Annotated in this window: 20 protein-coding genes and 2 pseudogenes; 17 read left to right on the forward strand and 5 right to left on the reverse strand. The window is 73.4% G+C overall.

The features are described from left to right. A pseudogene (locus ACFYMM_RS42480) lies at positions 1-499 on the forward strand (hypothetical protein); the annotation flags it as partial. Between the two features lie 15 nt (positions 500-514). Beyond that, complete coding sequence (locus ACFYMM_RS42485; protein ID WP_388397818.1) at positions 515-1,330, forward strand: hypothetical protein; 816 nt, start codon at positions 515-517, stop codon at positions 1,328-1,330. 97 nt (positions 1,331-1,427) lie between these two features. Here ACFYMM_RS42485 and ACFYMM_RS42490 read toward each other — a convergent pair whose 3' ends face one another. Next, positions 1,428-2,711, reverse strand: coding sequence for a DUF1015 domain-containing protein (locus tag ACFYMM_RS42490; RefSeq protein WP_388397774.1), 1,284 nt, complete (start codon positions 2,709-2,711; stop codon positions 1,428-1,430). Positions 2,712-2,782: 71 nt separating this feature from the next. On the opposite strand from ACFYMM_RS42490, the gene ACFYMM_RS42495 reads away from it, so the two are divergent. Continuing rightward, complete coding sequence (locus ACFYMM_RS42495; protein ID WP_388397777.1) at positions 2,783-3,835, forward strand: HAD-IIA family hydrolase; 1,053 nt, start codon at positions 2,783-2,785, stop codon at positions 3,833-3,835. Positions 3,836-3,838: 3 nt separating this feature from the next. After that, positions 3,839-4,064 (forward strand): annotated as a pseudogene (locus ACFYMM_RS42500) (ATP-binding cassette domain-containing protein); the annotation flags it as partial. A gap of 34 nt (positions 4,065-4,098) precedes the next feature. Here the strand turns inward: ACFYMM_RS42500 and ACFYMM_RS42505 are convergent. Beyond that, entirely contained in the window at positions 4,099-4,446 is a 348-nt protein-coding gene (locus tag ACFYMM_RS42505; RefSeq protein WP_388397779.1) for a sterol-binding protein, read from the reverse strand. 42 nt (positions 4,447-4,488) lie between these two features. Here ACFYMM_RS42505 and ACFYMM_RS42510 point away from each other — a divergent pair, with 42 nt between their 5' ends. From ACFYMM_RS42510 to ACFYMM_RS42535, 6 genes are all read left to right on the forward strand, one after another. Then, complete coding sequence (locus ACFYMM_RS42510) at positions 4,489-4,830, forward strand: hypothetical protein (RefSeq protein ID WP_388397782.1); 342 nt, start codon at positions 4,489-4,491, stop codon at positions 4,828-4,830. Between the two features lie 7 nt (positions 4,831-4,837). Continuing rightward, positions 4,838-5,653, forward strand: coding sequence for a TlyA family RNA methyltransferase (locus ACFYMM_RS42515; protein ID WP_388397784.1), 816 nt, complete (start codon positions 4,838-4,840; stop codon positions 5,651-5,653). Beyond that, positions 5,650-6,555 carry an NAD kinase gene (locus ACFYMM_RS42520; RefSeq protein WP_388397787.1) on the forward strand — a complete coding sequence of 302 codons (906 nt, stop codon included), beginning with the start codon at positions 5,650-5,652 and terminating at the stop codon, positions 6,553-6,555. The genes ACFYMM_RS42515 and ACFYMM_RS42520 overlap by 4 nt, the downstream gene beginning before the upstream one ends. A 101-nt stretch (positions 6,556-6,656) precedes the next feature. Continuing rightward, positions 6,657-8,375, forward strand: a complete 1,719-nt coding sequence (gene recN / locus ACFYMM_RS42525) for a DNA repair protein RecN (RefSeq protein WP_388397820.1) — start codon at positions 6,657-6,659, stop codon at positions 8,373-8,375. Positions 8,376-8,456: 81 nt separating this feature from the next. After that, on the forward strand, positions 8,457-9,212 hold the full coding sequence (locus tag ACFYMM_RS42530) for a hypothetical protein (protein WP_388397790.1): 756 nt from the start codon (positions 8,457-8,459) through the stop codon (positions 9,210-9,212). 270 nt (positions 9,213-9,482) lie between these two features. Further along, positions 9,483-10,619, forward strand: coding sequence for a glycosyltransferase family 4 protein (locus ACFYMM_RS42535; RefSeq protein ID WP_388397792.1), 1,137 nt, complete (start codon positions 9,483-9,485; stop codon positions 10,617-10,619). Between the two features lie 22 nt (positions 10,620-10,641). On the opposite strand, the gene ACFYMM_RS42540 is transcribed toward ACFYMM_RS42535, so the two are convergent. After that, on the reverse strand, positions 10,642-12,318 hold the full coding sequence (locus ACFYMM_RS42540) for a PucR family transcriptional regulator (RefSeq protein ID WP_388397795.1): 1,677 nt from the start codon (positions 12,316-12,318) through the stop codon (positions 10,642-10,644). A gap of 52 nt (positions 12,319-12,370) precedes the next feature. After that, positions 12,371-13,723: an FAD-binding oxidoreductase gene (locus tag ACFYMM_RS42545; RefSeq protein WP_388397797.1), complete on the reverse strand. Its 1,353-nt coding sequence runs from the start codon at positions 13,721-13,723 to the stop codon at positions 12,371-12,373. Between the two features lie 162 nt (positions 13,724-13,885). On the opposite strand from ACFYMM_RS42545, the gene ACFYMM_RS42550 reads away from it, so the two are divergent. Next, entirely contained in the window at positions 13,886-14,689 is an 804-nt protein-coding gene (locus ACFYMM_RS42550) for a hypothetical protein (protein ID WP_388397800.1), read from the forward strand. Positions 14,690-14,728: 39 nt separating this feature from the next. Here the strand turns inward: ACFYMM_RS42550 and ACFYMM_RS42555 are convergent, their stop codons facing one another. Then, complete coding sequence (locus ACFYMM_RS42555) at positions 14,729-16,531, reverse strand: glycoside hydrolase family 15 protein (RefSeq protein ID WP_388397823.1); 1,803 nt, start codon at positions 16,529-16,531, stop codon at positions 14,729-14,731. A 534-nt stretch (positions 16,532-17,065) separates the two neighbouring features. Here ACFYMM_RS42555 and ACFYMM_RS42560 point away from each other — a divergent pair. The 6 genes from ACFYMM_RS42560 to ACFYMM_RS42585 all read left to right on the forward strand — a co-directional run bounded on the left by ACFYMM_RS42560 (position 17,066) and on the right by ACFYMM_RS42585 (position 25,091). Continuing rightward, positions 17,066-18,715 carry a CTP synthase gene (locus ACFYMM_RS42560; protein ID WP_388397802.1) on the forward strand — a complete coding sequence of 550 codons (1,650 nt, stop codon included), beginning with the start codon at positions 17,066-17,068 and terminating at the stop codon, positions 18,713-18,715. An 85-nt stretch (positions 18,716-18,800) separates the two neighbouring features. Further along, the gene (locus ACFYMM_RS42565; RefSeq protein ID WP_388397805.1) at positions 18,801-19,427 is read left to right on the forward strand and encodes an NUDIX domain-containing protein; all 627 of its coding nucleotides are present in this window, start codon (positions 18,801-18,803) and stop codon (positions 19,425-19,427) included. 219 nt (positions 19,428-19,646) lie between these two features. Further along, the gene (locus ACFYMM_RS42570; protein ID WP_388397807.1) at positions 19,647-21,740 is read left to right on the forward strand and encodes a tetratricopeptide repeat protein; all 2,094 of its coding nucleotides are present in this window, start codon (positions 19,647-19,649) and stop codon (positions 21,738-21,740) included. Between the two features lie 135 nt (positions 21,741-21,875). After that, positions 21,876-23,000 (forward strand): alanine dehydrogenase, encoded by a 1,125-nt coding sequence (gene ald, locus ACFYMM_RS42575; RefSeq protein WP_388397810.1) that lies wholly within the window; start codon positions 21,876-21,878, stop codon positions 22,998-23,000. Between the two features lie 382 nt (positions 23,001-23,382). After that, positions 23,383-24,561 carry a ParA family protein gene (locus ACFYMM_RS42580; RefSeq protein WP_388397813.1) on the forward strand — a complete coding sequence of 393 codons (1,179 nt, stop codon included), beginning with the start codon at positions 23,383-23,385 and terminating at the stop codon, positions 24,559-24,561. Beyond that, positions 24,546-25,091, forward strand: a complete 546-nt coding sequence (locus tag ACFYMM_RS42585) for a hypothetical protein (RefSeq protein ID WP_388397815.1) — start codon at positions 24,546-24,548, stop codon at positions 25,089-25,091. Before ACFYMM_RS42580 ends, ACFYMM_RS42585 begins: the two co-directional genes overlap by 16 nt. The last annotated feature ends 754 nt before the right edge of the window (positions 25,092-25,845 follow it).

Raw genomic sequence — 25,845 nt, forward strand, 5'->3', positions numbered from 1 at the left:
CCGTGACGACCGTGGTGGCGACCGACCGACCTTCCGCCGTGACGACCGGCGTGACGACCGTGGTGGCGACCGACCGACCTTCCGCCGTGACGACCGGCGTGACGACCGTGGTGGCGACCGACCGACCTTCCGCCGTGACGACCGTGGTGGCGACCGCCCCCCCTTCCGTCGCGACGACCGGCGTGACGACCGTGGTGGCGACCGCCCCCCCTTCCGCCGTGACGACCGGCGTGACGACCGTGGTGGCGACCGACCGACCTTCCGCCGGGATGACCGCCGTGACGACCGTCGAGGCGACGACCGTGGTGGCTTCCGCCGCGACGACAGCCGGGGTGACCGTGGTGGGTTCCGGGGCCGGGACGATCGCGGTGGCCGTGGGCCCCGTGAGTACGATCGCGGCGGCCGACCCGGTGGCTTCCGGGGACGTGACGGGCGGGACGACCGCCGTGACGACCGGCGCGGCGGGGGCCGTTTCCGCGACGAGCGGGACCGCGACCGCGAGCCGATCAAGCGGCTGCCGATCCCGGAGGACGTCACCGGCGACGAGATCGACAAGGACGTACGACAGGAACTGCAGAGCCTGCCGAAGACGCTCGCGGAGGACGTCGCCAAGAACCTGGTGATGGTCGCGCGGCTCATCGACGAGGACCCCGAGGGCGCCTACGGCTACTCCAAGGTGGCCCTCCGGCTGGCCTCGCGTGTCGCGGCCGTACGTGAGGCGGCCGGGTTCGCCGCGTACGCCAACCAGAAGTACAGCGAGGCGCTCGCCGAGTTCCGGGCCGCGCGCCGGATGAGCGGCAGCGCGGAGCTGTGGCCGGTGATGGCCGACTGCGAGCGCGGACTCGGGCGGCCGGAGAAGGCCCTGGACATGGCCGGCGCCCCCGAGGTGCACAAGCTCGACAAGGCCGGGCAGGTCGAGATGCGGCTCGTCGCGGCCGGTGCCCGCCGGGACATGGGGCAGCTCGACGCGGCCATCGTCACCCTGCAGAGCCCCGAGCTGGCCTCCAACTCGGTCCAGCCGTGGACCGCGCGGCTGCGGTACGCCTACGCGGACGCGCTGCTCGCCGCCGAGCGGCGGGCCGAGGCTCGGGAATGGTTCGCCAAGGCCGTCGAGGCCGACCGCGACGGCAGCACCGACGCCTCGGACCGGCTGGCCGAACTGGACGGCGTGGAGTTCGTCGACGCGCTCGACGACGAGGCCGCCGACACCGCCGACACCGCCGACGTGCCGGCGCAGGACGAGCCCGAGCCCGAGGACAGGGACAAGGGCAAGGACATCCACGAGGGCACGGCCAACGCGGCCGAGGACGGGAACGAAGACGAGGACTGACCTCGGCGGTCGAGTGAGAGAGTGAGAGGGCAGGCTCCGACCGGGGTCTGCCCTCTCGCATGTGCGCATGTGCGCCTGTGCGCGTCCTGAGCCGAGGTCAGACGTCCAGCGCCCGCAGCACCAGCCCCGACGCCGGCTTCGGGCCGAACGACGTCGACTTGCGGGGCATCGTCACCCCCTGCCGGGCCAGGTCCCGTACGACCTCCTCGCGGACCGGGTGCATCAGGACCGCTGTGCCGCCGTCGCGCTCGGCCTTGGCGACCGTGGCGGCCGTGTCATGGATGTACGCGATGTGCGCGGGAGAATCCTCGGGGATGCGCCAGACGTGGTCCAGGAGGGTCGCGTGCAACACCGCAGCGTCCAGGGTGCGCCAGGCGGCGGGTCGGTCGACGGGGATCGTACGGGCCAGCAGGTCCGGATCAGGGCGGTCCACCAGGTGGAAGGCGCCGTCGCCGGCGAGAAGGAAGGCGTTGCCCGCGCAGGCGGCGTCCGCCAGGTCCTCCAGGGCCTTCGCCAACGGCACGTCGAGACGCCGTACGCGGAACAGGCCGTCCAGGGCCGCCACCGCGTCCGCGACAGGCAGGCCGTGCAGCAGACGGTGGATGGCGCGGACCCGGAGCGGATAGCGGGCGGTGTCGACCAGCAGGACCAGACCGTGGTCCCACGGACTCGGAGAGGGATGCTCCGCACGGAGCAGCAGGTAGGTGGCCCAGCGGTGGTGGCCGTCGGCGATCAGGGCCTGCTGCCGGGACAGATCGGACTGGACGCGGGCCACCTCGGCGGCGTCGGTGACCGACCACAGACGGTGGTGGAAACCGTCCTCCGTGACGGTGGCCAGCAGCGGCGGCCGTTCGGCGGTGCGTTCGACGACCTCGGCCGCCGCGCCGTTCCCGCGGTAGGTCAGCAGCAGCGGCTCCAGGTTCGCGCGGGTGGCCCGCATCAGAGCCGCGCGGTCCGCCACCACGGGCGGCATCACGTCCTCGTGCGGCAGCACCACGCCCTCCGCGGGCTCGGCCAGCCGCAGGGCGCCGATGAGACCCCGCTGCAGCATGCCGTCGCCGTCGTACTGTTCGTACACGTACAGGGCCGGTTCCGGGTCGGTGGTCAGAACGCCCTCGGCGAGCCAGCGGCGCAGCGTGTCGGCGGCCTGGCCGGTACGGGCGCTGGGGGTGCCCGCCTGCGGCAGGATCAGGCGGACGATGTTGTGCGGGTCGGCGGACTGGAGGTGGTGCAGGCCGTCGGGGCGTACGACGACGTCGTACGGAGGGGAGGTGACGGAGGCGAGGCTGCCGACCCGGTCGGGGTCGTAGCGAAGGCCTCGGAACGGGATGAGTTCCAGGCCTCGGCGCGCCGTTGCTTCCGAGGGACCTGCTGTGTTCATCCCGGCATCGTACGTGTGTCAGTGGCGTGCGGGATGATCGGGGAAAGCGAGCGAACGAGGAGCGATGTGGAATGAGCCAGGGTGTCAGGACGAGGCCCGAGGGCAGTGGGCAGCCCCTGAACGAGGCGTACGACACGGCGCTGCTCGACCTCGACGGGGTGGTGTACGCGGGTGGGAACGCGATCGCCCACGCGGTCGACTCGCTGGCCGCCGCCCGGGCGGGCGGGATGCGGCTGGCGTACGTCACCAACAACGCGCTGCGCACGCCCGACACGGTGGCGGAGCATCTGACGGAGCTGGGCATACCGACGGGCGCCGACGACGTGATCACCTCGGCGCAGGCGGTCGCGCGGCTGATCAGCGAGCAGGTGCCGGCCGGGGCGCGGGTGCTGGTGATCGGCGGGGAGGGGCTGCGGGTCGCGCTGCGCGAGCGTGGTCTTGAGCCGGTGGAGTCGGCGGACGACGATCCGGCGGCCGTGGTGCAGGGGTTCGGCGGGCCCGATCTGCCGTGGGGCCGGTTCGCGGAGGCGTCGTACGCGGTGGCTCGCGGGGTGCCGTGGTTCGCCTCCAACACCGATCTGACGATTCCCAGCGGGCGCGGGATCGCGCCGGGCAACGGGGCGGCCGTGGAGGTCGTACGCATCGCGACCGGCGCCGAGCCGCAGGTGGCGGGCAAGCCGCTGCCGCCCATGCACCGGGAGACGATCCTGCGCACGGGCGCCGAGCGGCCCCTGGTCGTCGGGGACCGGCTGGACACGGACATCGAGGGCGCGTTCAACGGGGGCGTGGACTCGATCCTGGTCCTCACCGGTGTCACCGACGGCGCCCAGCTGCTCGCCGCGCCGCCGCGGCACCGGCCGACCTACGTGGACGCCGATCTGCGCGGGCTGCTCACCGGCCAGCCGGAGATCACCCCAGAGGGTGACGGTTTCCGGTGCGGCGGGTGGACGGCGGCGGCGGGGGCGGACCGGCTTGAGCTGGACGGCGACGGCGCGCCCCTGGACGGGCTGCGGGCCCTGTGCGCGGCGGCCTGGACGGCGGCCGGGGACGGCTCATGCGAGCTGGACGGAGGCAAGGCACTGGCGCGGCTCGGGCTTGAGAACGGACACCGCGCCGGGCATTGATGCACGGTCGCCGACCTGGTCGGCCGGGGCCGCCACCCCCACCAGGGCATCCTGCGCCGGTGGTCCGCCGAGGATGAAAGGGTGGTCCAGGAGTCCATGGCGCGGACGGGGGTGGCCGGACTCGCCGACCGGTACGTCGACGAGTTGTCCGGCGGTCAGCGCCAGCGCGTGTCGAATCGAAATGGCCCTCGCCCAGCAGACCCCGCCGCTGCTCCTGGACGAGCCGACCCACCTGATCGTCCTGCGCGGCGGCGAGGCGAGGGTCACAGCAGCTTCCTGAGCCGGAACAGGTCGAGCAGTCCGGCCTCCAGCCGCACCCGGCCCGACCCCCAGGCACCCGCGAAGTTCAGCTCGCCGTCCACCAGCGCCACCAGGTCGTCGCCGGCCATGGCGAGCCGTATCTGCGCGTTGTCGCGCGGCGGACCCGGGAAGGTGTCGTCGACCTCGATCCGTCCGCCGGTCAGTCGGCCGGCGAAGGTGACGTCCAGGTCGGTGATGTGGCAGCTCACCGAACGGTCCAGGGAAGCGGCAGCGCGGACGTCGCCCTCGGCGCCTCCCATGTTGTCCGAGAGCTTTCCCAGTGCGGCTCGGCACTCCTCGATCGTGGCCATCGCGCTCGACGGTACCGCAGCGGTTCGAGGTAGCGTCTGGGCATGAGCGAGTCCGTGTCCGAGTCCGTGCCGGAGGCCGACGCCACAGCCGAAACCGGCGCCCGAGCCGAAGGCGGTGGCGAGGCTGTGGCCGAGGTCATGGCCGAGGTCGAACCCGAGTACGACCCCGCCGCCCCCGCCCCCCTGGCCGTCCCCCGCGCCCCCACCGGCGACGCCGAGGTCGACGCCCGGCTCCAGCGGCTGGCCGATGCCGACCACCTCGCCACCGACGGGCATGTGGAGGTGTACGAGGATGTACACCGGGGGCTGCGCGACGCGCTCACCGCGCTCGACGCCCGCCCGGGACCTCCGGCGCCCCCCTCGACGTACAGCGGTAGGAGCTGAACCGAACGTGGCAGGAGTCGCACGCCGTCGGCTGGACGCGGAACTGGTCCGCCGGAAACTCGCGCGCTCGCGCGAGCACGCCGGCCAGCTGATCGCCGCCGGACGGGTCTCCGTCGGCAAGACCGTCGCGACCAAGCCGGCCACACAGGTCGAGACGGCCGCGGCGATCGTCGTCGCGGCCGACGACAGCGACCCCGACTACGTCTCCCGGGGCGGCCACAAACTCGCCGGCGCGCTGCAGGTCTTCGGGCCCGGGGGACTCGTGGTCGAGGGCCGCCGGGCGCTGGACGCGGGCGCGTCCACCGGCGGCTTCACCGACGTCCTGCTGCGGGCGGGCGCCTCCCACGTCGTCGCCGTCGACGTCGGATACGGCCAACTCGCCTGGTCCTTGCAGAGCGATGAACGCGTCACCGTCAAGGACCGTACGAACGTACGCGAGTTGACGCTTGAAGCGATCGATGGGGAACCTGTGGATCTTGTCGTGGGCGATCTGTCCTTCATTCCGCTCGGGCTGGTGCTGCCGGCCCTGACGCGGTGCGTGAGGCCGGACGCCGACCTGGTCATGATGGTCAAGCCGCAGTTCGAGGTGGGGAAGGAACGGCTGGGCAGCGGGGGTGTCGTACGGAGTCCGCAGCTGCGGGCGGAGGCCGTGCGGGGCGTGGCCGAGAAGGCGTGGGAACTGGGGCTCGGGGTGAAGGGTGTCACCGCGAGTCCGCTGCCCGGGCCGTCCGGGAACGTCGAGTACTTTCTGTGGCTGCGTGCCGGGGCGCCCGCCCTGGACCCGGCCGACGTTGACCGTGCAGTGGCGGAGGGGCCGCGTTGACACCGAACCTAGCTCGTACTGTTTTCCTGCTGGCCCACACCGGGCGGCCCGCGGCGATCCGCAGCGCCGAGCTGGTGGTCAAGGGGCTGCTGCGGTCCGGCATCGGGGTGCGCGTCCTGGAGGACGAGGCCCGCGACCTGCCGCTGCCCGACGAGGTGAAACTCGTCAAGGAGGCGACGCCGCAGTGCCTCGACGGGTGCGAGCTGTTGATCGTGCTCGGCGGTGACGGCACGCTGCTGCGCGGCGCCGAGTTCGCCCGGGCCTCCGGAGTGCCGATGCTCGGCGTCAACCTCGGACGGGTCGGGTTCCTCGCCGAGGCCGAGCGGGACGACCTCGACAAGGTCGTCGACCGGGTGGTGAGCAGGGCGTACGAGGTCGAGGAGCGGATGACCGTCGACGTCGTCGTGCACCGCAACGGGGACATCGTGCACACCGACTGGGCGCTGAACGAGGCGGCCGTGCAGAAGGCCGGCGCGGAGAAGCTGCTGGAGGTCGTGCTGGAGATCGACGGGCGGCCGGTGACCGGGTTCGGGTGCGACGGGATCGTGCTGTCGACGCCCACCGGGTCCACGGCCTACGCGTTCTCCGCGGGCGGACCCGTGGTGTGGCCCGAGGTCGAGGCCCTGCTGATGGTGCCGATCAGCGCGCACGCGCTGTTCGCCAAGCCGCTGGTGACCTCGCCGGACTCGGTGCTCGCGGTGGAGGTGCTGCCGCACATTCCGCCGGGCGTGCTGTGGTGCGACGGCCGGCGCACGGTCGAGCTGCCGCCCGGGGCACGGGTGGAGGTCCGGCGGGGGGCCGTGCCGGTGCGGCTCGCCCGGCTGCACCACGCCTCGTTCACCGACCGGCTGGTGGCGAAGTTCGCCCTGCCCGTCTCCGGGTGGCGCGGAGCCCCTCACTAGAGGGCGGTGCACTCCCCAGGGTGACAGGGCGGCCCCGGGTGACAGGGGGACCTCGCACTGGTGCGGCCGGACCTCGTAAGGTCTTCTCCGTGTTGGAGGAGATGCGGATACGGTCGCTCGGGGTCATCGACGACGCTGTCGTCGAGCTGTCGCCCGGGTTCACCGCGGTCACCGGTGAGACGGGCGCGGGCAAGACCATGGTGGTCACCAGCCTCGGGCTGCTGCTGGGCGGTCGCGCGGACCCGGCGCTCGTGCGGCTCGGGGCAGGGAAGGCGGTCGTGGAGGGGCGGATCGCCGTCCCCGCGGGCGCCGCTGCCGTCGTACGCGCCGAGGAGGCCGGGGCCGAGCTGGACGACGGGGCGCTGCTGATCAGCCGTACCGTTTCCGCCGAAGGGCGCTCCCGGGCGCACCTGGGCGGGCGCAGCGTGCCCGTGGGGCTGCTCGCCGAGCTGGCCGACGACCTGGTGGCCGTGCACGGGCAGACCGACCAGCAGGGGCTGCTGAAGCTGTCCCGGCAGCGGCAGGCGCTCGACCGGTACGCCGGGGACGCGGTCGCCGGGCCGCTGGCCAAGTACGGCGAGGCCTATCGGCGGCTGCGGGCGGTCTCCGTCGAACTGGAGGAGATCGTCACCCGGGCGCGTGAGCGGGCCCAGGAGGCCGACATGCTGCGCTACGGCCTCGACGAGGTCGCCGGGGTGGAGCCGCGGGCCGGGGAGGACGCGGAGCTGGCCGAGGAGGCCGAGCGGCTGGGGCACGCCGAGGCGCTGGCGTCCGCCGCGACGGCCGCGCACGGCGCTCTCGCGGGCAACCCGGAGGACCCCGAGGGCATCGACGCCTCGACGCTCGTCGCGGGCGCGCACCGGGCCCTGGAGGCCGTACGGTCGCACGATCCGGCACTGGCCGCGCTCGCCGACCGGATCGGGGAGATCGGGATCCTGCTCGGGGACGTGGCGGGCGAACTGGCGGGGTACGCCGACGACCTGGACGCCGATCCGCTGCGGCTGGCCGCCGTCGAGGAGCGCAGGGCGGCGCTGAACGCCCTGACGCGCAAGTACGGCGCCGACATCGACGCCGTGCTGGCGTGGGCGCAGACGGGGGCCGAGCGCCTCACCGAGCTGGACGGCGACGACGAGCGGATCGGCGAGCTGACCGCCGAGCGGGACGCGCTGCGGACCGAACTGGGCGGGCTGGCGCAGGCGTTGACGGACGCGCGGGGGGAGGCCGCCGAGCGGTTCGCCGCCGCGGTGACCGCCGAACTGGCCTCGCTGGCGATGCCCCACGCGCGGGTGTCCTTCGACATCCGGCAGACCGAGGACCCGGACGGCGTCGAGGTCGGCGGGCGCACGGTCGCCTACGGGCCGTCCGGCGTGGACGAGGTGGAGCTGCTGCTGGCCCCGCATCCGGGTGCGCCGCCGCGGCCCATCGCCAAGGGAGCCTCCGGTGGTGAGCTGTCGCGCGTGATGCTCGCCGTGGAGGTCGTGTTCGCGGGCACCGACCCGGTGCCGACGTATCTCTTCGACGAGGTCGACGCCGGTGTCGGCGGCAAGGCCGCGGTCGAGATCGGACGGCGCCTGGCCAAGCTCGCGCGGACCGCGCAGGTCGTCGTGGTCACCCACCTTCCCCAGGTCGCCGCCTTCGCCGACCGGCAGCTGCTGGTGGAGAAGACCAACGACGGGTCGGTCACCCGGTCCGGCGTGAAGGTCCTGGAGGGCGAGGAACGCGTCCGGGAGCTGTCCCGGATGCTGGCAGGGCAGGAGGACTCGGAGACGGCCCGGGCCCACGCGGAGGAACTGCTGGCGGCGGCCCGCGCCGATCTCTAGGGCGGTCTCCGGGCCACGGCCCGCCGGACGTGCGCCGGCAGCGGGCCCTGGACCCCAGGAGCGGGACCGTAGGGTGGCGGGATGTCCCGTCGTGCCCGAAGGTCCCGCTCGCTCGTCCGCTCGGCCGCTCTCACCCGGGCCGCTCTGACCGCCCTGCGGGCCAACCCGCCCGGCGGGCCCGGGCGTTGGGAACGGCGCAACCACGCCGGACGGACCGTCGAGCTGTACGCCGGGCCCGCGGTCGCCGTCTCCGCCGCGGTCGGCGCCGCGCGGGTGCATCCCGGTGCCGGGCTCGCCGTGCTGGCCGCGGGGGCGTGCGGGGCGTACGACGACGTGGCCGGGGCCGGTGACGGGCGGCGCGGCTTCCGGGCGCATCTGAGGGCCTTGCGGGACGGAGAAGTCACCAGCGGCGCGGTGAAGTTGTTCGGGATCTCCGCGGCCGCCCTGGTGGCCGGGGTGCTGTTGAAGGAGCGGCCGGCCGACAGGGTGCTGGCCGGGGTGGTGATCGCGGGGGCGGCGCACTTCGTCAACCTCGTGGACGTACGGCCCGCACGCGCCGTCGGCGCGGTGCTCGCGCTGGGAGCGCCGGGGCTGCTGCGGACGGGCCCGGGGGCCGAACTGGCCGCGGTGGCCGTCGGCAGCGCGGCGGCGGTGCTTCCCGAGGACCTCGGCGAGCGGACGATGATCGGGGACACGGGGGCGCACGCCCTGGGCGCGGCCCTGGGGACGGCCGCCGTCGTCTGCAACGGGCGCGCCGGGCTGGCGGCGCACGCCGTCGCGGTGGTGACCGCCGCCGTGTACGGCGACCGGGTGAGCGAGTGGGCGCGCTCCTGGTGACCGGCCGGGGCCGCTGACCTCCGCACACCCGCTCCGGACGGGTCGCCCCGGCCCCCTCTTGCCTCACCCGTGTGGGTGACGCGCTCCGGCGCATTGCCCCGGCCCGCCGCGATGTGCGCCTCCCTGGTTTTCCCGGAACACCCGTACGTCCTGGCATCCTTGGCAGGGAGGACGGTCCGTGCTCCAGGCGCGCGCGGACCCTCCCGCCACCCGATACCTTCTGTACGTTTCCTCGTGACCGCCCGACGCCGAACCAGGAGCCCCGGCCACGTGAGCCCCCTGAGCAGCAACGCCCCGCTCGGTCAGTCGCCGCTGCGCACCGTGCAGGTGCTCGGCGGCGGCAACGCCGGCAGCAGCACGCATGTGCGCTCGCTGGCCGCCGGGCTGGTCGCCAGGGGCGTGCGGGTCACGGTGTGCGCCCCCGTGGAGGCGGATCGCGCCTACGGTTTCACCGGCGTCGGCGCCGAGCACGTGCACGTGCCGCGCAGCAGCGACCCGGCCTCCGTGGCCGCGCTCAGGGCGGCCTGCTCGGGCGCCGACCTGGTGCACGCGCACGGGCTGCACGCCTCCTTCCGCGCGGTGCTCGCGCTCAGTGGCCGCCGTACCCCGCTCGTCGTCACCTGGCACACCAGGGCCGAGGCCGACGGGGCGCGGGCCCACTTCCTGCGGCTGCTGGAGCGGCGGGTGGTGCGAACGGCCGCCGTGGTGCTCGGCACCACCTCCGACCTGGTGGACCGGGCCCGCCGCACGGGAGCGCGGGACGCGCGGCTGGCCGCCGTGGCGCTGCCCGGCCGTTGCCGGCCCGTCGAGCCCGACGACCCCGACCGGCTGCGGCCCAAGATCCGCGCCGAACTCGGCTCCACCGGGCGCCCCTTGCTGATCGCGATCGGCTCCCTGGACCCCGGCCGGGGCTATGACCTCCTGCTGGACGCGGCCCGCGCCTGGCGCGGCCTCGATCCGCAGCCGCTGGTCGTGGTGGCGGGGGAGGGGCCGCTGCGCCCGGCGCTGCAGCGGCGGATCGAGGAGGAGGAACTGCCGGTGCGGCTCATCGGGCGGCGCGAGGACGTGCCCGAGCTGCTCGCCGCCGCCGACCTGGCGCTGCTGCCCAGCAGTTGGGAGTCCCGTTCCGTCTTCGCCCAGGAGGCCCTGCACGCACGCGTGCCGCTCGTCGCGACCGCCGTCGGCGGGGTCCCCGACCTGGTGGGCGACGCGGCCGAACTCGTACCGCGCGGCGACCCTCAGGCGTTCGCCGAGGCCGTCGTACGGCTGCTCGGGGACCCCGAGCGCCGGGAGCTGCTGCGGGAGCGGGGCGTGCGGCAGGCGGCGGGCTGGCCGACGGAGGACGAGACCGTCGCCCAAGTGCTGAGCGTCTACGACGAGTTGACCCAGCCCCGGCCGCTCCCCTAGGGGACGGGGCGAGGACCGTCCCCTAGGGCACGTGCCGGCGGGCGCGCAGGGCCAGGCTCAGCGCCAGGACGGTCTGCGGGTCGTCGAGGTCCGTGCCGAGCAGCTCGCCGATGCGGGCCAGGCGGTTGTAGAGGGTCTGCCGGTTGAGGTGCAGCTCGCGGGCGGTCTCGGCCTTGCGGCCGGCGTGTGCCAGATACGTCTCCAAGGTGGGCAGCAGCGGCGGCTTGGCACGCTGGTCGTGGTCGCGCACCGGGCCGATCGCGCGGTCCACGAAGGCCGCCAGGTCCGGGTGGTCGCGCAGCCGCCACAGCAGCAGGTCGATGTCCAGGCGGCGGGCGTCGTACCAGGGCCGGTCGGCCAGCCCCTGGGCCGCCGTCGCGGTCTCCGCCGCGTGTCTGAGCCCGGCCGACGCGGCCGCCCAGCCACCGGCCACCCCGACCACCACGACCGGCGGGCGGCCCCCCGGGCGCAGCATCCCGGCCCGCTCCACCCCGGCCCGCAGCGCCGCCGCGACCCGGTCCGCGACCGCCGGGCGTTCCGCCTCCGCCCGCAGCCCGAGCAGCAGCGGCACCCGGCCCTCGACCGGCCGCACGCCCAGCAGCACCGGTACGCCCAGCGAGGCCAGCTCCTCGGCGACCGCCCGCGCCAGCACCGCCCAGCCGCCGGAGGGGGAGAGGGAGTCGCCGACCCGCATCACCACCGGCAGCAGCGGGCCGGTGCCGGGCCTGAAGCCGAGGACGCGGGCCTGGGCCGGCGCGTCCTCGGCCGTGACGCGGCCCTCGGCGAGATCGGTGAGGAAGTCACCGCGTCCCCGTGCCGCCAGTTCCTCCTCCTGCCTGGCCTGCATCAGCACCACGGCCAGGATGCCCGCGGCCCGCTCGGCGGCCATCCGGTGCACCGGCGTCAGCGGCGAACGGACCGGCAGCAGCGCCAGCCGGGCCCGCACCGACCCCGTCCCCGGACCGCCCCCGGGCACGTCCACCAGCACCGAACCGGCCGGCGGCGGCGCGTCCTTGTGCGGGCCGCGCAGCCCCTCCCACACCTGCAACGGGTCCGCGCCCTCGGGCCCGGCGCCGGCGGCGTACAACAGCCGGCCGTCGGGGGTCTCCAGGAACACCGGATTGCCGCTGAAGTCCGCCAGGATGCCCAGCACCTGCGGCACCCCGCCGCCGCCCAGCAAGGCCTCGGTACAGCGCCGGTGCACCTCCTCCGCCCGCTGGAGCAGCGCGTAGTGGCCGTTGACGATCTCGGTGTGGATCTCCTCGGTCACCGTGACGAACGGCACCTCCCGGTGCAGCTGCACCAGCGGGAGCCCGGCACCGCGCGCGGTGTCCACCAGGGCGGCGGGCAGCCGGGTGAAGCGCGGGCCCAGCTCCACGACCAGGGCGGCGATGCCCCGCTCGGCCAGGGTGCGCACGAACGCGCGCTGCTCGGCGGGGCGGGTGCCGAGGCCGTAGCCCGTGGTGAGCAGCAGTTCGCCGCCCTTGAGCAGGGAGGCGATGTGGGGCACCTCGCCCGCGTGCACCCAGCGCACGGTGCGCCCCAGCCGTTCGGCGCCCGCCAGGATCTCCGGCAGCCCGCTGCGCAGTCCGGGCAGCTCCAGCGCCCGCCGCACGGTGATCCCGGCGCCCCGGGTGTCGAATCGCTTGTCCGTGCCGCTGTCGCCGGCGCCGGCGGTGCCGCTGTCCCCGCTCTCCATGCAGCGGACGCTACCTGCGCGAACGCCCTCAGGACAGTTCGGGGGCGATCCGCTACACCGGCTCGATGTTGTGGTTGCAGCGGAAGACGTTGTCGGGGTCGTACCGGCGCTTCACCTTCTCCAGCCGCAGCAGGTTCCCGGCGCCCAGACCCGCCCTGACCCGCTCCGGGCCCTCGTCGCCGACGAGGCTGAGGCAGACGGCCCCGCCCGCCCAGGGCCGTACGTCGGCGCGGGCGTCCCGCACCCAGGCGAGGGCCCGCTCGTCGTCGGCCGGGTCGGCCCACTGGGCGAAGGGCCGCACCACCCAGGCCGCGTCCCGGTACGGCACCGGGTACGCCGCCGGGACCGGGCCGGTGGCGACGGCGCCGCCGAGCGGGAACAGCGTGTGCCGGGACCCGCCCGGCACAGAGAGGGCTCGCGCGCGGGCGCAGAACACGTCCACCAGCTCGTCGGGCAGCGCGGTCGGGCACTCCGCCGACCAGTGGGCGCGCGCACCGGGAGGGCAGCCCAGCAGGCGCAGCGCGTCGGCGCCGGTCAGCTCCGCCTCGTGCGGCAGCGCGAGCAGCGGCCCGGCGAGCCCGCGCAGGTCCGCCTGGCCGCCCGGGTACGTCAGCAGCGCGCCGTACACCGGCTCGCCCGCCGTCGGATACGTCACCTCGCCGCCCACCGCGTCGGGGCCGGCGCGGATGACCTCGCGGAAGGCGCGGACCAGGGCCGGGCCGAGCCAGGGCGGACAGAGCAGCAGCGTGAGGGAGAACCCGGGCAGCGGGTGCAGCCGCAGGGTGAGCGCGGTGGCGATGCCGAAGTTGCCGCCGCCGCCGTGCAGGGCCCAGAACAGCTCCGGGTGCTCGTCGGGTCCGGCCCGCACCCGCTCGGCGTCCGCGGTGACCAGCTCCACGCCGAGGAGGTCGTCCACGGCGAGGCCCAGGGCCCGGTCCGGCCGGCCGGTGCCGCCGCCCAGGACGAACCCGGCGAGCCCGACGGCCCCGGCGGCCGGGGCGTGGGCGCCGGCGGCGGCCAGGCCGTGGGGCCGCGTGGCCCGGTCCAGGCCGCCCAGGGTGGCGCCGCCCTCGGCCCGTGCCGTCCGCGCCGCCGGATCGACGCTCACCCGGCGCATCCGGCGCAGGTCCACCAGGAGCGCGCCGTCGACCCGGGCCGCGCCCGCCAGGCCGTGGCCGCCGCCGCGCACCGCGATCCGCAGGTCCAGGTCCCGGGCGAAGCGCACGGCCCGGACCACGTCGGTCTCGTCCGCGCACCGGGCGATCACCGCGGGGCGCCGGTCGCTCAGCGCGCTGAAGACCCTGCGAGCCTCGTCGTAGCCCTGGTCCCAGGGCGCGAACACGTCACCCGCCAGATCCTCCCGCAGTGCGGCGAGGGCCGTGCGCGCCTTCGAGAGGGGAGCCATGGCCGCCCCCTTCCGGAACGGGGGCAAGGGTGCGTTTTCAGCCTAGGCGTGTTGCAACCGGTTTCCGGCCGGGCAACGTCCTCGAAGAGGAACCGGCAGGCCGGGCGGCTCGGGGTGAACGGTGGGCCGGCCGGGGGGGACGGGGGCCAGGTGGGACGAAGCATGATCATCCGGGGTGCGGCGCTGTTCGCCGGTGTGGGCGCCGTCGTCTGGGGGGCGTTGCTGTGGGTGGGCCCCTGGGAGGACACGACGGCCTTCCGGCACGCGTCGCTGTGCGCCCCGGGGGTGCCGGCCCCGGCGGCCGCCGCGCACGGCTGCGTGGCACGGGAGACCGGGACGGTGACGGGCCGCCACACCACCGTGGAGGAGACCAGCGACGAAGGGGGGAGCAGCAGGACGACGCTCTACTGGGTGACCTTCCGGCGTGCGTCGGGCGCCACGCAGACCCGACAGGTCGTGCGGTCCCTGTACGACGTCGCCCGGACCGGTGACCGCGCCGAACTGGAGACGTGGGAGGACTCGCCGGTCTGGATCACCGTTTCGGGACAGTCGGACGGATTCGACCCGCCGAGGGAGAAGGGCCTCATGTTCTCCGCCGTGGTGGTGTGGGTGGGGCTCGGTCTGATCACCGGCTTCCTGTGCTCCGACGGCACGGTCCGCGGGCTGCTGGGCCTCTTCGGGGAGCGCGCCGCCGGCTGGACGGCCGTCGGCGGCTACACGGTCTGGGCCGTCCACCGCTGCCTGACCTATGTGATGGGCACCGGCGACTACGCCTTCCTGGCCGGCGCGGGGCTCTTTCTCGTGGGGATTGTCGCGGCCCTGTTCTCCCTGGGCTGGGACGAGACCCGCCCGCACGCGACCGTGTCCCCGGTGGGCAGGGCCCTCACCGGCTGGTTCATGTGGAGATACCGGCGCCGGTCGGCCGCCGAGAAGGCATCGCTGCCCATGTGTGAGGACGGTGTCTGAGACCCTCCTCACACCGGGATCTCGTCCGGGGACCCGGGCTCAGCCGCCGTACGCGCCCGAGGCCGTCAACCGCAGGGCCGTGTCGATCAGCGGCACGTGGCTGAAGGCCTGCGGGAAGTTGCCGACCTGGCGCTTCAGGCGCGGGTCCCACTCCTCGGCGAGCAGCCCGAGGTCGTTGCGCAGGGCGAGCAGCTTCTCGAAGAGCTTGCGGGCCTCGTCCACGCGGCCGATCATCGCCAGGTCGTCCGCCATCCAGAACGAGCAGGCCAGGAACGCCCCCTCGTCGCCGGGCAGGCCGTCGACGCCCTCGCTGTCGCCCTCCGTCGGGTAGCGCAGGATGAAGCCGTCCGAGGTGGACAGCTCCCGCTGGATCGCCTCGATGGTGCCGATGACCCGCTTGTCGTCCGGCGGCAGGAAGCCCATCTGCGGGATCAGGAGCAGCGAGGCGTCCAGCTCCTTGGAGCCGTACGACTGCGTGAAGGTGTTGCGCTCCTTGTCGTAGCCCTTCTCGCACACGTCCCGGTGGATGTCGTCGCGCAGCTCGCGCCAGCGCTCCAGCGGACCGTCCGCGTCGCCGGACTCGATCAGCTTGATCGTGCGGTCGACGGCGACCCAGGCCATCACCTTGGAGTGCACGAAGTGCCGGCGCGGACCGCGCACCTCCCAGATGCCCTCGTCGGGCTCGTCCCAGTGCTGCTCCAGGTAGCGGATCAGCTTGAGCTGGAGCAGGGAGGCGTAGTCGTTGCGGGCCAGGCCCGTCATGTGGGCCAGGTGCAGGGCCTCGGTGACCTCGCCGTACACGTCCAGCTGGAGCTGGTGGGCGGCGCCGTTGCCCACCCGGACCGGGGCCGAGTCCTCGTAGCCGGGCAGCCAGTCCAGCTCGGCCTCGCCCAGCTCGCGCTCGCCCGCGATGCCGTACATGATCTGCAGGTTCTCCGGGTCGCCGGCGACCGCCCGCAGCAGCCACTCGCGCCAGGCGCGGGCCTCCTCGCGGTAGCCGGTGCGCAGCAGGGAGGACAGCGTGATCGCCGCGTCGCGCAGCCAGGTGTAGCGGTAGTCCCAGTTGCGGACGCCGCCGATGTCCTCCGGGAGCGAGGTGGTCGGGGCCGCGACGATGCCGCCGGTGGGGGCGTACGTCAGCGCCTTCAGCGTGATCAGCGAGCGCACCACCGCCTCCCGGTAGGGCCCGTGGTACGTGCAGTGTTCGACCCACTCGCGCCAGAAGTCCTCCGTCGCCCGCAGCGACTGCTCCGGTTCCGGCAGGGCGGGCGGCTGCTTGTGCGAGGGCTCCCACGAGATCGTGAACGCGATCCGGTCACCCGGGGCGACGGTGAAGTCCGAGTACGTGGTCAGCGACTTCCCGTAGGTCTCGCACTCGGTGTCGTACCAGACCGAGTCGGGACCCGCGACGGCCACCGTGCGCCCGTCGTGCTTGTGCACCCAGGGCACCACCCGGCCGTAGGAGAAACGCATCCGGAGCGCCGAGCGCATCGGGACCCGGCCGGTGACGCCCTCCACGATCCGGATCAGCTGCGGGGCGCCGTCACGCGGGGGCATGAAGTCCGTCACACGGACCGTGCCGCGTGGGGTGTCCCACTCCGATTCAAGGATCAGCGAGTCGCCCCGGTAGGTGCGCCGGGCCGCCGTGGGCGGCGGGGAGTCGGCGGCGTGCGCCGGGCCGAGCCGCCAGAAGCCGTGCTCCTCGGTGCCCAGCAGACCGGCGAAGATGGCATGCGAGTCGAAGCGGGGCAGGCACAGCCAGTCCACCGTGCCGTCCCGGCAGACCAGTGCGGCTGTCTGCATGTCTCCGATGAGTGCGTAGTCTTCGATGCGCCCGGCCACGTGCAACTCCAGTCGAACGGCCACGTCGCCCCCCTGCGGAAAGGGGGCTGTCGCTAGTGCGGTCAAGGGGTCGTTGTTGTGCGTCGTTGAGCGGTGAAGCAAAGCAGCCCGCCGAGCCCTGAGGCAACACGACAGTCCTTGCTCAACGAACTGCCGTGCTCTCGTTGTTCCGGTGCTTACAGGCGGGGGTGTGCCGTCTTTTCCGGCCGGGCTCGGCAGCGAATGTCCGAGCAGGATACGACGCACGTAGATGATCTGCGTGCCGCTCCGGGCAACCCGTGTGGGCCGAACGGGTGAGCAGCGGGTGAGGAGCGTGTAACGGATGGACGGCTGTGGCGATCCGTGCGCGGAGCGTGGCCGGAAGCCATCTCTCCGCGGCGCTGATACCCTGGTAGCCCGTGGACCGGTGGGTGCCCCCCGCAGGGAAAAGACAAACAGGGGCCCCCCGAACCGCAGCGACGGCACCTCCGGAGCATTCCGGACCGGGCGCCACACCGCAACCCAGACCGCGACCACGGGAGCCCCCCTTTGGCCATGCCGCCTAAAGCCACGACGACCAAGCACATCTTCGTCACCGGGGGTGTCGCCTCCTCTCTCGGCAAGGGCCTCACCGCGTCGAGCCTGGGCATGCTGCTCAAGGCCCGTGGCCTGCGCGTGGTGATGCAGAAGCTCGACCCGTACCTGAACGTCGACCCGGGCACGATGAACCCCTTCCAGCACGGTGAGGTGTTCGTCACCAACGACGGCGCCGAAACCGACCTGGACATCGGACACTACGAGCGCTTCCTCGACCGGGACCTGGACGGCAGCGCCAATGTCACTACAGGCCAGGTCTACTCGACCGTGATCGCCAAGGAGCGGCGCGGTGAGTACCTGGGCGACACGGTGCAGGTCATCCCGCACATCACCAACGAGATCAAGCACCGGATCCGGCGCATGGCCACCGACGAGGTGGACGTCGTCATCACGGAGGTCGGCGGCACGGTCGGCGACATCGAGTCGCTGCCGTTCCTGGAGACCGTCCGCCAGGTCCGCCACGAGGTCGGCCGGGACAACGTCTTCGTGGTGCACATCTCGCTGCTGCCCTACATCGGGCCCTCGGGCGAGCTGAAGACCAAGCCGACCCAGCACAGCGTGGCCGCGCTCCGGAACATCGGTATCCAGCCCGACGCGATCGTGCTGCGCTGCGACCGCGAGGTGCCGACCGCGATCAAGCGCAAGATCTCGCTGATGTGCGACGTCGACGAGGCCGCCGTGGTCGCCTGCCCGGACGCCCGGTCCATCTACGACATCCCCAAGACCGTGCACGGTGAGGGCCTGGACGCGTACGTCGTCCGCAAGCTCGACCTGCCCTTCCGGGACGTGGACTGGCGGACCTGGGACGACCTGCTCGACCGCGTCCACAACCCCGACCACGAGATCACCCTGGCCCTGGTCGGCAAGTACATCGACCTGCCCGACGCCTACCTGTCGGTCACCGAGGCGCTGCGGGCCGGCGGCTTCGCCAACCGGGCTCGCGTCAAGATCAAGTGGGTCACCTCGGACGACTGCAAGACACCGGCCGGCGCCAAGGCGCAGCTCGGTGACGTCGACGGCATCTGCATCCCGGGCGGCTTCGGCGACCGCGGGGTGCTCGGCAAGGTCGGCGCCATCCGCTTCGCCCGGGAGAACAGGATCCCGCTGCTCGGCCTGTGCCTGGGCCTGCAGTGCATCGTGATCGAGGCCGCGCGCAGCCTGGCCGACATCTCGGACGCCAACTCCACCGAGTTCGACCCCGCCACCGCCCACCCGGTCATCTCCACCATGGCCGAGCAGCTCGACATCGTCGCCGGCGAGGGTGACATGGGCGGCACCATGCGGCTGGGCATGTACCCGGCGAAGCTGGCCGAGGGCTCGATCGTGCGCGAGGTCTACGACGGCAAGGAGTACGTCGAGGAGCGCCACCGGCACCGCTACGAGGTGAACAACGCCTACCGCGCGGAACTGGAGAAGAAGGCCGGCATCGTCTTCTCCGGCACCTCGCCGGACGGCAAGCTCGTCGAGTACGTGGAGTACCCGCGCGACGTCCACCCGTACCTGGTCGCCACGCAGGCGCACCCGGAGCTGCGCTCGCGCCCGACGCGTCCGCACCCGCTGTTCGCCGGCCTGGTGAAGGCCGCCGTCGAGCGGAAGAGTTCGAAGTAACACACCGGTTGTACGGTGGCCGGGGCGCGCGCATTCAAAAGGCCGCCGCCCCGGCCGCTTTCGCGCACGTGGGAGGAGAGAGGGCATGACTATCGAGGACACCCCGCAGGAGTGGGAGATCCGGGCCACGGAGACCCCCTTCACCGGGAACAAGACCTCCGTGCGCACGGACGAGGTGGTCATGCCCGACGGCTCCGTGGTCCGCCGCGACTACCAGGTCCACCCCGGCTCGGTGGCCGTCCTCGCCCTCGACGACGAGGACCGGGTGCTGCTCATCAAGCAGTACCGCCACCCCGTGCGGCACAAGCTGTGGGAGATCCCGGCCGGTCTGCTCGACGTGCCCGGCGAGAACCCGCTGCACGCGGCCCAGCGCGAGCTGTACGAGGAGGCGCACGTCAAGGCCGAGGACTGGCGGGTGCTGACCGACGTGTACACCACACCCGGCGGCTGCGACGAGGCCGTACGGATCTTCCTGGCCCGCGACCTGTCCGAGGCCGACGGCGAGCGCTTCGAGGTCGAGGACGAGGAGGCCGACATGGAGCACGCGCGCGTGCCGGCCGAGGAACTGGTGCGCCGGGTGCTCGCCGGTGACGTGCACAACAACTGCCTCGTCGTGGGCGTGCTCTCGCTGGCCGCCGCCCGGGCCGGTGACGGCCTCGACGCGCTGCGCCCGGCCGACGCTCCGTGGCCCGCGCGGCCCTTCGAGTCCTGAACCCGTCCGGACTCCCGCCCCGGCTCCACCTTGGCTCCACCTTGGCCCGGTCCTGGGCCCACCCCCTTCACCCGCCGGTGTGACGATCGGCTGATCCGATCGGGGGACGTGTCCGCCGTGCTCCACCAGGGACGTCGCAGAGCGTGAACTAGGCTCTGGAAAACGCTCGCTCCGGAGACCCGGCGGGCTTGCGCGTGCGGTGGGACGGGAGTGTGGCCCGTGACGGATCAGGCGGTGGACACAGACAGCGTGCGGGAGTCGGCACACCCGGCCCCGGAGGACCGTTTCCTGGGCCGCACCAGGGAGTTGAAGGAGCTGCGCGCCGACATCGAGCGCGCGGGCCTGGACACCCTCTCCGGCCGCAAGGCCCCACGCGCGCGGGTGCTGCTCATCGCGGGCCGCCCCGGCTCCGGCCGCACCGCCCTCGCCGAGGAACTCGTACGCCAGGTCGCCGACCGCTACCCCGACGGCGTCCTGCGCGCCCGGCTCAGCGAGCCCGACGGCACCCCCGTCCCCGTCGAGCGCACCGCCCGCGAGCTGCTCGCCGCCCTGGAACTGCCCGCTCCGCCCGGCGCCGCCGAGGACGACCTCACGGCGGCCCTGCGGGCCGGGCTGGCCGGGCGGCGGGTCCTGCTCCTGCTGGACGACGCGGCCGGCGCCGAACAGGTCGACGCGCTCCTCCCGGACACCCCGGACTGCCTGGCCGTCGCCGTCTCCGGCGGCCCGCTCACCGGGATCGCCGACGTGCGCCCCTGCACCCTGGGCGGCCTGGACACCAAGTCGGCGCTCGAACTGCTCACCCGCCACACCGGCTCGGTCCGCATCACCGTCGACCCGAGGGCCGCCGAGGGCCTGGTCGAGGTGTGCCAGGGCCAGCCGGCCGCGCTCACCCTGGCCGGCGGCTGGCTCGCCGCCCGCCCCAAGGCGGCCGTCTCCGACCTCGCCAAGCGGATGCGCACGTACGCCGAAGAGTGCGAGGACGGCACCGGCACCACCCCGCTCTCCCGCGTCTTCCGGCTCGTCTACGACGAGTTGCCCGGCCCCGCCGCCCGGACCCTGCGGTTGCTCTCCCTGGCCCCGGCCGGACTGATCGACCCGCACACCGCCTCGGCCCTGACCGGCTCCGAGGTCGGCGGCGCCCGCGCCGTCCTGGACGACCTGGCCGCCCTCGGGCTGCTGCGGGCCGTCGACTCCCCGCTGCCCGAGTACGAGGTCCCGGGCTGTCTGCACCCCATGCTGCGCTCCCTCGCCGACAGCCAGGACCGCCCCGCCGAGCTGCAGCTGGCCCGCGCCCGCATGCTGGAGCGGACCGTGCGGCTGCTGCAGTCCTGCCGGGCCATCACCGAGACGGACAGCCCCCAGGCCCGCGAGAAGCTGGCCGGGATGCCCCGGCCGCTGCGCTTCCCGAGTCCCCGGGCGGCCGCCGACTGGCTGCGGGTCCGCCGGCCCGCCCTGCTGGCCGCCGCCCGGCTCGCGGTGGCCGACGGGGAGCTGGACACACTGGCCAGGCGGCTGCTGTCCCAGCTGGTCAGGGCCATGGTGGCGCACTTCGGCACGCAGGCGGCCGCCGCCGACCTGTACGGCATCCACGGGCTGGTCCTCGATGTCGCCGGGCGCCGCGGCCTGCCCCGGGAACAGGCGGCGGCGCTGCTGAACCTCGGTGACCTGGACGCGCAGACCGGCCGTACCCGGGCGGCGCTGGCCCGTTACCGGGCCGCCCTGGACGCCGGACGGGAAGCCCGCGACCCGTACGCGACCGGCCGCGCGATGGAATCCGTAGGCGGCGCCCACCAGGAGCTGGGGGACTACGACCGGGCCGCCGACTGGTTCGGCCGGGCCCTCGCCCAGCGCCTGGCCCGGGGCGAGCGCGCGGAGGCCGCCCGGCTCTACGGCCGCATCGGCACCACCCACACCTACGCGGGCCGCTACGGCGAGGCGCTCAGGAACTGGCGGGCGGCCGTCGCCGGGCACCGCAAGAACGGCGATGTCGCCGCCCACGCGCGGGCGTTGAGCGAACTGGCCCGGGTGCAGGAGTACGCCGGCCGGCCCCAGGAGTCGCTGCGCACCTGCCAGGAGGCGGTGGAGTGGGCGCGCCGCGCGGAGGACGCCCGGCTGCAGGCGGCGCTCCAGCTCCGGCTGGCCGACACCCTGGAGCGGCTCGGCGATCCGGCCGCCGCCCGACTGCACCGCGCGGCCGCCGAGCGCATGCTGGGGGAGGGGCCGGGGGAGGCCGATTCCGCGGAATCCGAGGATTCAGACCTGGAACACGGAGTTAGCGCCTGCGAAATCCGTAGTGCCGGAACCGAAGATTGATGCAATGAAAGGCTAGACAGCCGGAACGCCTTCATTAGACTGGCTCTGCCGCACGTTGTCCTGCGGTGTCTCCCGATGTGCCCATACATGCCGGGTATGTCACGCAATGCCCCCACACCCTCTGAGCCAAGGACCGTGATCGACGTGAAGGTCGGCATCCCCCGCGAGGTCAAGAACAACGAGTTCCGGGTGGCCATCACCCCCGCCGGTGTGCACGAGCTGGTGCGCAACGGCCACCAGGTCGTCGTCGAGCGGGGCGCCGGCCTCGGCTCCTCGATCGCGGACGAGGAGTACGTCTCGGCCGGCGCCTCGATCCTGGAGACCGCCGACGAGGTGTGGGCCACCGCCGACCTGCTGCTGAAGGTCAAGGAGCCCATCGCCGAGGAGTACCACCGCCTGCGCAAGGACCAGACGCTCTTCACGTACCTGCACCTGGCCGCCTCCAAGGAGTGCACGGACGCCCTCATCGAGTCCGGCACCACGGCGATCGCCTACGAGACCGTCGAGCTGCCGAGCCGCGCGCTGCCGCTGCTCGCCCCGATGTCGGAGGTCGCGGGCCGGCTTGCCCCGCAGGTCGGCGCCTACCACCTGATGCGCGCCAACGGCGGCCGCGGTGTGCTGCCCGGCGGCGTACCGGGTGTGCTGGCCGCCAGGGCGGTCGTCATCGGCGGCGGCGTCTCCGGCTGGAACGCCGCCCAGATCGCCATCGGCATGGGCTTCCACGTGACCCTGCTCGACCGCGACATCAACAAGCTCAAGGAGGCCGACAAGATCTTCGGGACGAAGATCCAGACCGTCGTCTCCAACGCCTTCGAGCTGGAGAAGGCCTGCCTGGAGGCCGACCTGGTCATCGGCGCCGTGCTCATCCCCGGCGCCAAGGCCCCGAAGCTGGTCACCAACGAGCTGGTGTCCCGGATGAAGCCGGGAAGTGTTCTTGTCGACATCGCGATCGACCAGGGCGGCTGCTTCGAGGACTCCCGTCCGACCACCCACGCCGAGCCGACCTTCCGGGTCCACAACTCGGTCTTCTACTGCGTCGCCAACATGCCGGGCGCGGTGCCCAACACCTCCACCTACGCGCTCACCAACGCGACGCTGCCCTACATCGTCTCGCTCGCCAACAACGGCTGGGTGGAGGCGCTGCGCCGGGACGCCGCGCTGGCCAAGGGTCTCAACACCCATGACGGCAAGGTCGTTTACAAGGAGGTCGCCGAGGCGCACGGGCTGGAGCACGTGGAGCTGGACTCGCTGCTCGTCTGACCTCGTGACCTGGCGTGCCGCCCGCCGTGTCGCCAAGTCACCGTTCGGCAAAAAGCGATTCGTCAACACGCCTCGTCAACAGCGCGCGTCCGGCCGGACCTTGCCCGACAAGGTCCGGCCGGATGTGTGTATGGTCACTTTGCGGCTCTCGGTCAACTCGCCTCGAACGTAACCCTTCGACCGATTCGCACACCGGTGAAACCTGCTGTGCGACGGCCGTACGCCCTTGACAGCGGGATGTTTCATTGTCGACACATCGTGCCGGGTCCGGCGGATTGTGTTGCTGCGAACGCCCGACACGCCATAGAGTCGCCAACCGTCGGCATGGTGCCACGCTGACCTGTCTAGAAGTTTCCTGGTCACCAAGGAGGTAAGACGACTTGTGAATGAGTCGACATTTTCTCCCGGGGGTGGTCAACCAGGAACGCCTGTACGGGGCCAGGGCCCCGCGGGGTTCGAGGCTGTCGGCTCCGTTGCTGTGCGTACCTTCGCAGCCCACCAGGGTCACCGGATGTCAGGGATGACTCAGACAGCACACCAGAGCATGGATGGCCATCACGTGAACGCCATGGCCGGCGACGGAAGTGGCGCGCCCCACAACCACTTCGCCGACTACGACGAACTGCCCGAGGGGCACTTCTACGACCCCGACGCCGAGTACGAGCCCGATCCCGAGTACGCGGCCACGCTCGCGCCCGACGCTGCCCGTCAGCGCCGTGAGCGCGTCGGCCCGACCGGCCGCCCGCTGCCGTACTTCCCGATCCCGGGCCCGCTGACCGACCACGGCCCCGCGAAGATCATCGCGATGTGCAACCAGAAGGGCGGCGTCGGCAAGACGACGTCGACCATCAACCTGGGTGCCGCGCTCGCGGAGTACGGCCGGCGCGTGCTGCTCGTGGACTTCGACCCGCAGGGCGCGCTGTCGGTCGGTCTCGGCGTCAACCCCATGGAGCTGGACCTCACCGTCTACAACCTGCTCATGGAGCGGGGCATGTCGGCGGACGAGGTGCTCCTGAAGACGGCGGTCCCGAACATGGACCTGCTGCCCAGCAACATCGACCTGTCGGCGGCCGAGGTCCAGCTGGTGTCGGAGGTCGCGCGCGAGTCGACCCTCCAGCGCGCCCTCAAGCCGCTGCTGCCCGACTACGACTACATCGTCATCGACTGTCAGCCCTCGCTGGGTCTGCTCACGGTGAACGCGCTGACGGCCGCCCACAAGGTGATCGTCCCGCTGGAGTGCGAGTTCTTCGCCCTGCGCGGTGTGGCGCTGCTGACCGAGACCATCGAGAAGGTCCAGGAGCGGCTCAACCCGGAGCTGGAGCTGGACGGCATCCTCGCCACGATGTACGACTCGCGCACGGTGCACAGCCGTGAGGTGCTCGCGCGTGTCGTCGAGGCGTTCGACGACCACGTCTACCACACGGTCATCGGACGCACGGTCCGCTTCCCGGAGACCACGGTCGCCGGTGAGCCGATCACCACGTACGCCTCCAACTCCGTCGGTGCCGCCGCCTACCGCCAGCTCGCCAGGGAGGTGCTCGCCCGGTGTCACGCCGAGTGAGTCTGCCGGGGGCCGACGAACTGTTCCGCACGACAGGGGGTATGGCGCTCCAGCCGTCCACTCCCCGGCGCCCGGCCAACGGCGAGGCCCGGGTGCCGGCCCCGGCGGGGGAAAGCGACGCGGCCGCCGCCGAGGACGCGCCGCAGGCCGTACCCGCGCAGGGCGGTGACGGCGAGGGGGCCGAGCACGCGGCCGCGGTCGAGGCCGAACCGGCCGAGGGCGGTGAGCGCTCGGCGCGGGCCCGTACGGCGCCGCAGGAAGGTTCTGCCGCCGCCGAGCCCCGCAAGCGCGGCCGGGCGGCGGCGGCACGCCGGCCCAGCGGGCGCGAGCGCCACGACGAGAAGATCACGGTCTATGTCTCCGCCGAGGAGCTGATGGACCTCGAACACGCCCGCCTGGTGCTCCGCGGTGAGCACGGCCTGGCGGTCGACCGGGGCCGTATCGTGCGCGAGGCGGTCGCGGTGGTCCTGGCGGACCTGGAGTCCCGCGGCGAGGCGAGCATCCTGGTACGGCGCCTGCGGGGTCGCTAGTGCTGCGACCGGAAGGGGTCACCGGCTCGCGACGCCCGGCACGGCACTCCCCCAGCCTTCGGCCGGGGGTACCCCCACGCCGCGTTGTCGCATCACCCGAGTACATCCAGTACGCGGGCGACGCTCCGCCTTGCGAGGCTCCCCCACTGCCTGAACGGCGTGGGAGGTGCCCCCAGCACCGGACGCCGCGAGCTTCTCGGCAACCCTTTCCGGCCACAGCACTAGCTGTACTCGGCGTGACGGCCGGGCGGTAGTCGGCTCCGTGGGCCGGAGACGGTAGCCTGCGACGGCCATGACCTCGAACGATGTTCCCGCCCCCGGCGCAGGCGCCGGCCGTCGGCGTGCGCTGGGGCGCGGACCGGGGGCTTCGCCGATCAGGCCGGCCGACGAGTGGTCCATGGCCGAGTCGGCCCCGTCGTCCCCCGACGACACCCGAACCGACGGCAACCCCCGAACGCCCCCCGAAGCCCCTGAGCACGGGACCACTGAGGCTGGAACCTCTGGACCGGGAGCCGTTGGCCCCGAGGCCGCCGAGCCGGGATGCCCGGAACCGGGGACGACCGAGCCGGGGACTCGTGAACCTGGAGTTGCTGGGCCGGAAGGCGCTGGGCCCGAGGCCGCCGAGCCGGGATGCCCGGAACCGGGGACGCCCGAGCCGGGGACTCGTGAACCTGGAGTTGCTGGGCCGGAAGGCGCTGGGCCCGAGGCCGCCGAGCCGGGATGCCCGGAACCGGGGACGCCCGAGCCGGGGACT

It is taken from the genome of Streptomyces sp. NPDC006739, assembly GCF_042869815.1.
Classification (GTDB): Bacteria; Actinomycetota; Actinomycetes; order Streptomycetales; family Streptomycetaceae; genus Streptomyces.

Excerpts from the sequence above, each read along its gene's own strand:
- ACFYMM_RS42490 (WP_388397774.1), bottom strand. The coding sequence starts at position 2,711 with ATGAACACAGCAGGTCCCTCGGAAGCAACGGCGCGCCGAGGCCTGGAA.
- ACFYMM_RS42495 (WP_388397777.1), top strand. The coding sequence starts at position 2,783 with ATGAGCCAGGGTGTCAGGACGAGGCCCGAGGGCAGTGGGCAGCCCCTG.
- ACFYMM_RS42505 (WP_388397779.1), bottom strand. The coding sequence starts at position 4,446 with ATGGCCACGATCGAGGAGTGCCGAGCCGCACTGGGAAAGCTCTCGGAC.
- ACFYMM_RS42510 (WP_388397782.1), top strand. The coding sequence starts at position 4,489 with ATGAGCGAGTCCGTGTCCGAGTCCGTGCCGGAGGCCGACGCCACAGCC.
- recN (WP_388397820.1), top strand. The coding sequence starts at position 6,657 with ATGCGGATACGGTCGCTCGGGGTCATCGACGACGCTGTCGTCGAGCTG.
- ACFYMM_RS42530 (WP_388397790.1), top strand. The coding sequence starts at position 8,457 with ATGTCCCGTCGTGCCCGAAGGTCCCGCTCGCTCGTCCGCTCGGCCGCT.
- ACFYMM_RS42540 (WP_388397795.1), bottom strand. The coding sequence starts at position 12,318 with ATGGAGAGCGGGGACAGCGGCACCGCCGGCGCCGGCGACAGCGGCACG.
- ACFYMM_RS42545 (WP_388397797.1), bottom strand. The coding sequence starts at position 13,723 with ATGGCTCCCCTCTCGAAGGCGCGCACGGCCCTCGCCGCACTGCGGGAG.
- ACFYMM_RS42550 (WP_388397800.1), top strand. The coding sequence starts at position 13,886 with ATGATCATCCGGGGTGCGGCGCTGTTCGCCGGTGTGGGCGCCGTCGTC.
- ACFYMM_RS42560 (WP_388397802.1), top strand. The coding sequence starts at position 17,066 with ATGCCGCCTAAAGCCACGACGACCAAGCACATCTTCGTCACCGGGGGT.
- ACFYMM_RS42565 (WP_388397805.1), top strand. The coding sequence starts at position 18,801 with ATGACTATCGAGGACACCCCGCAGGAGTGGGAGATCCGGGCCACGGAG.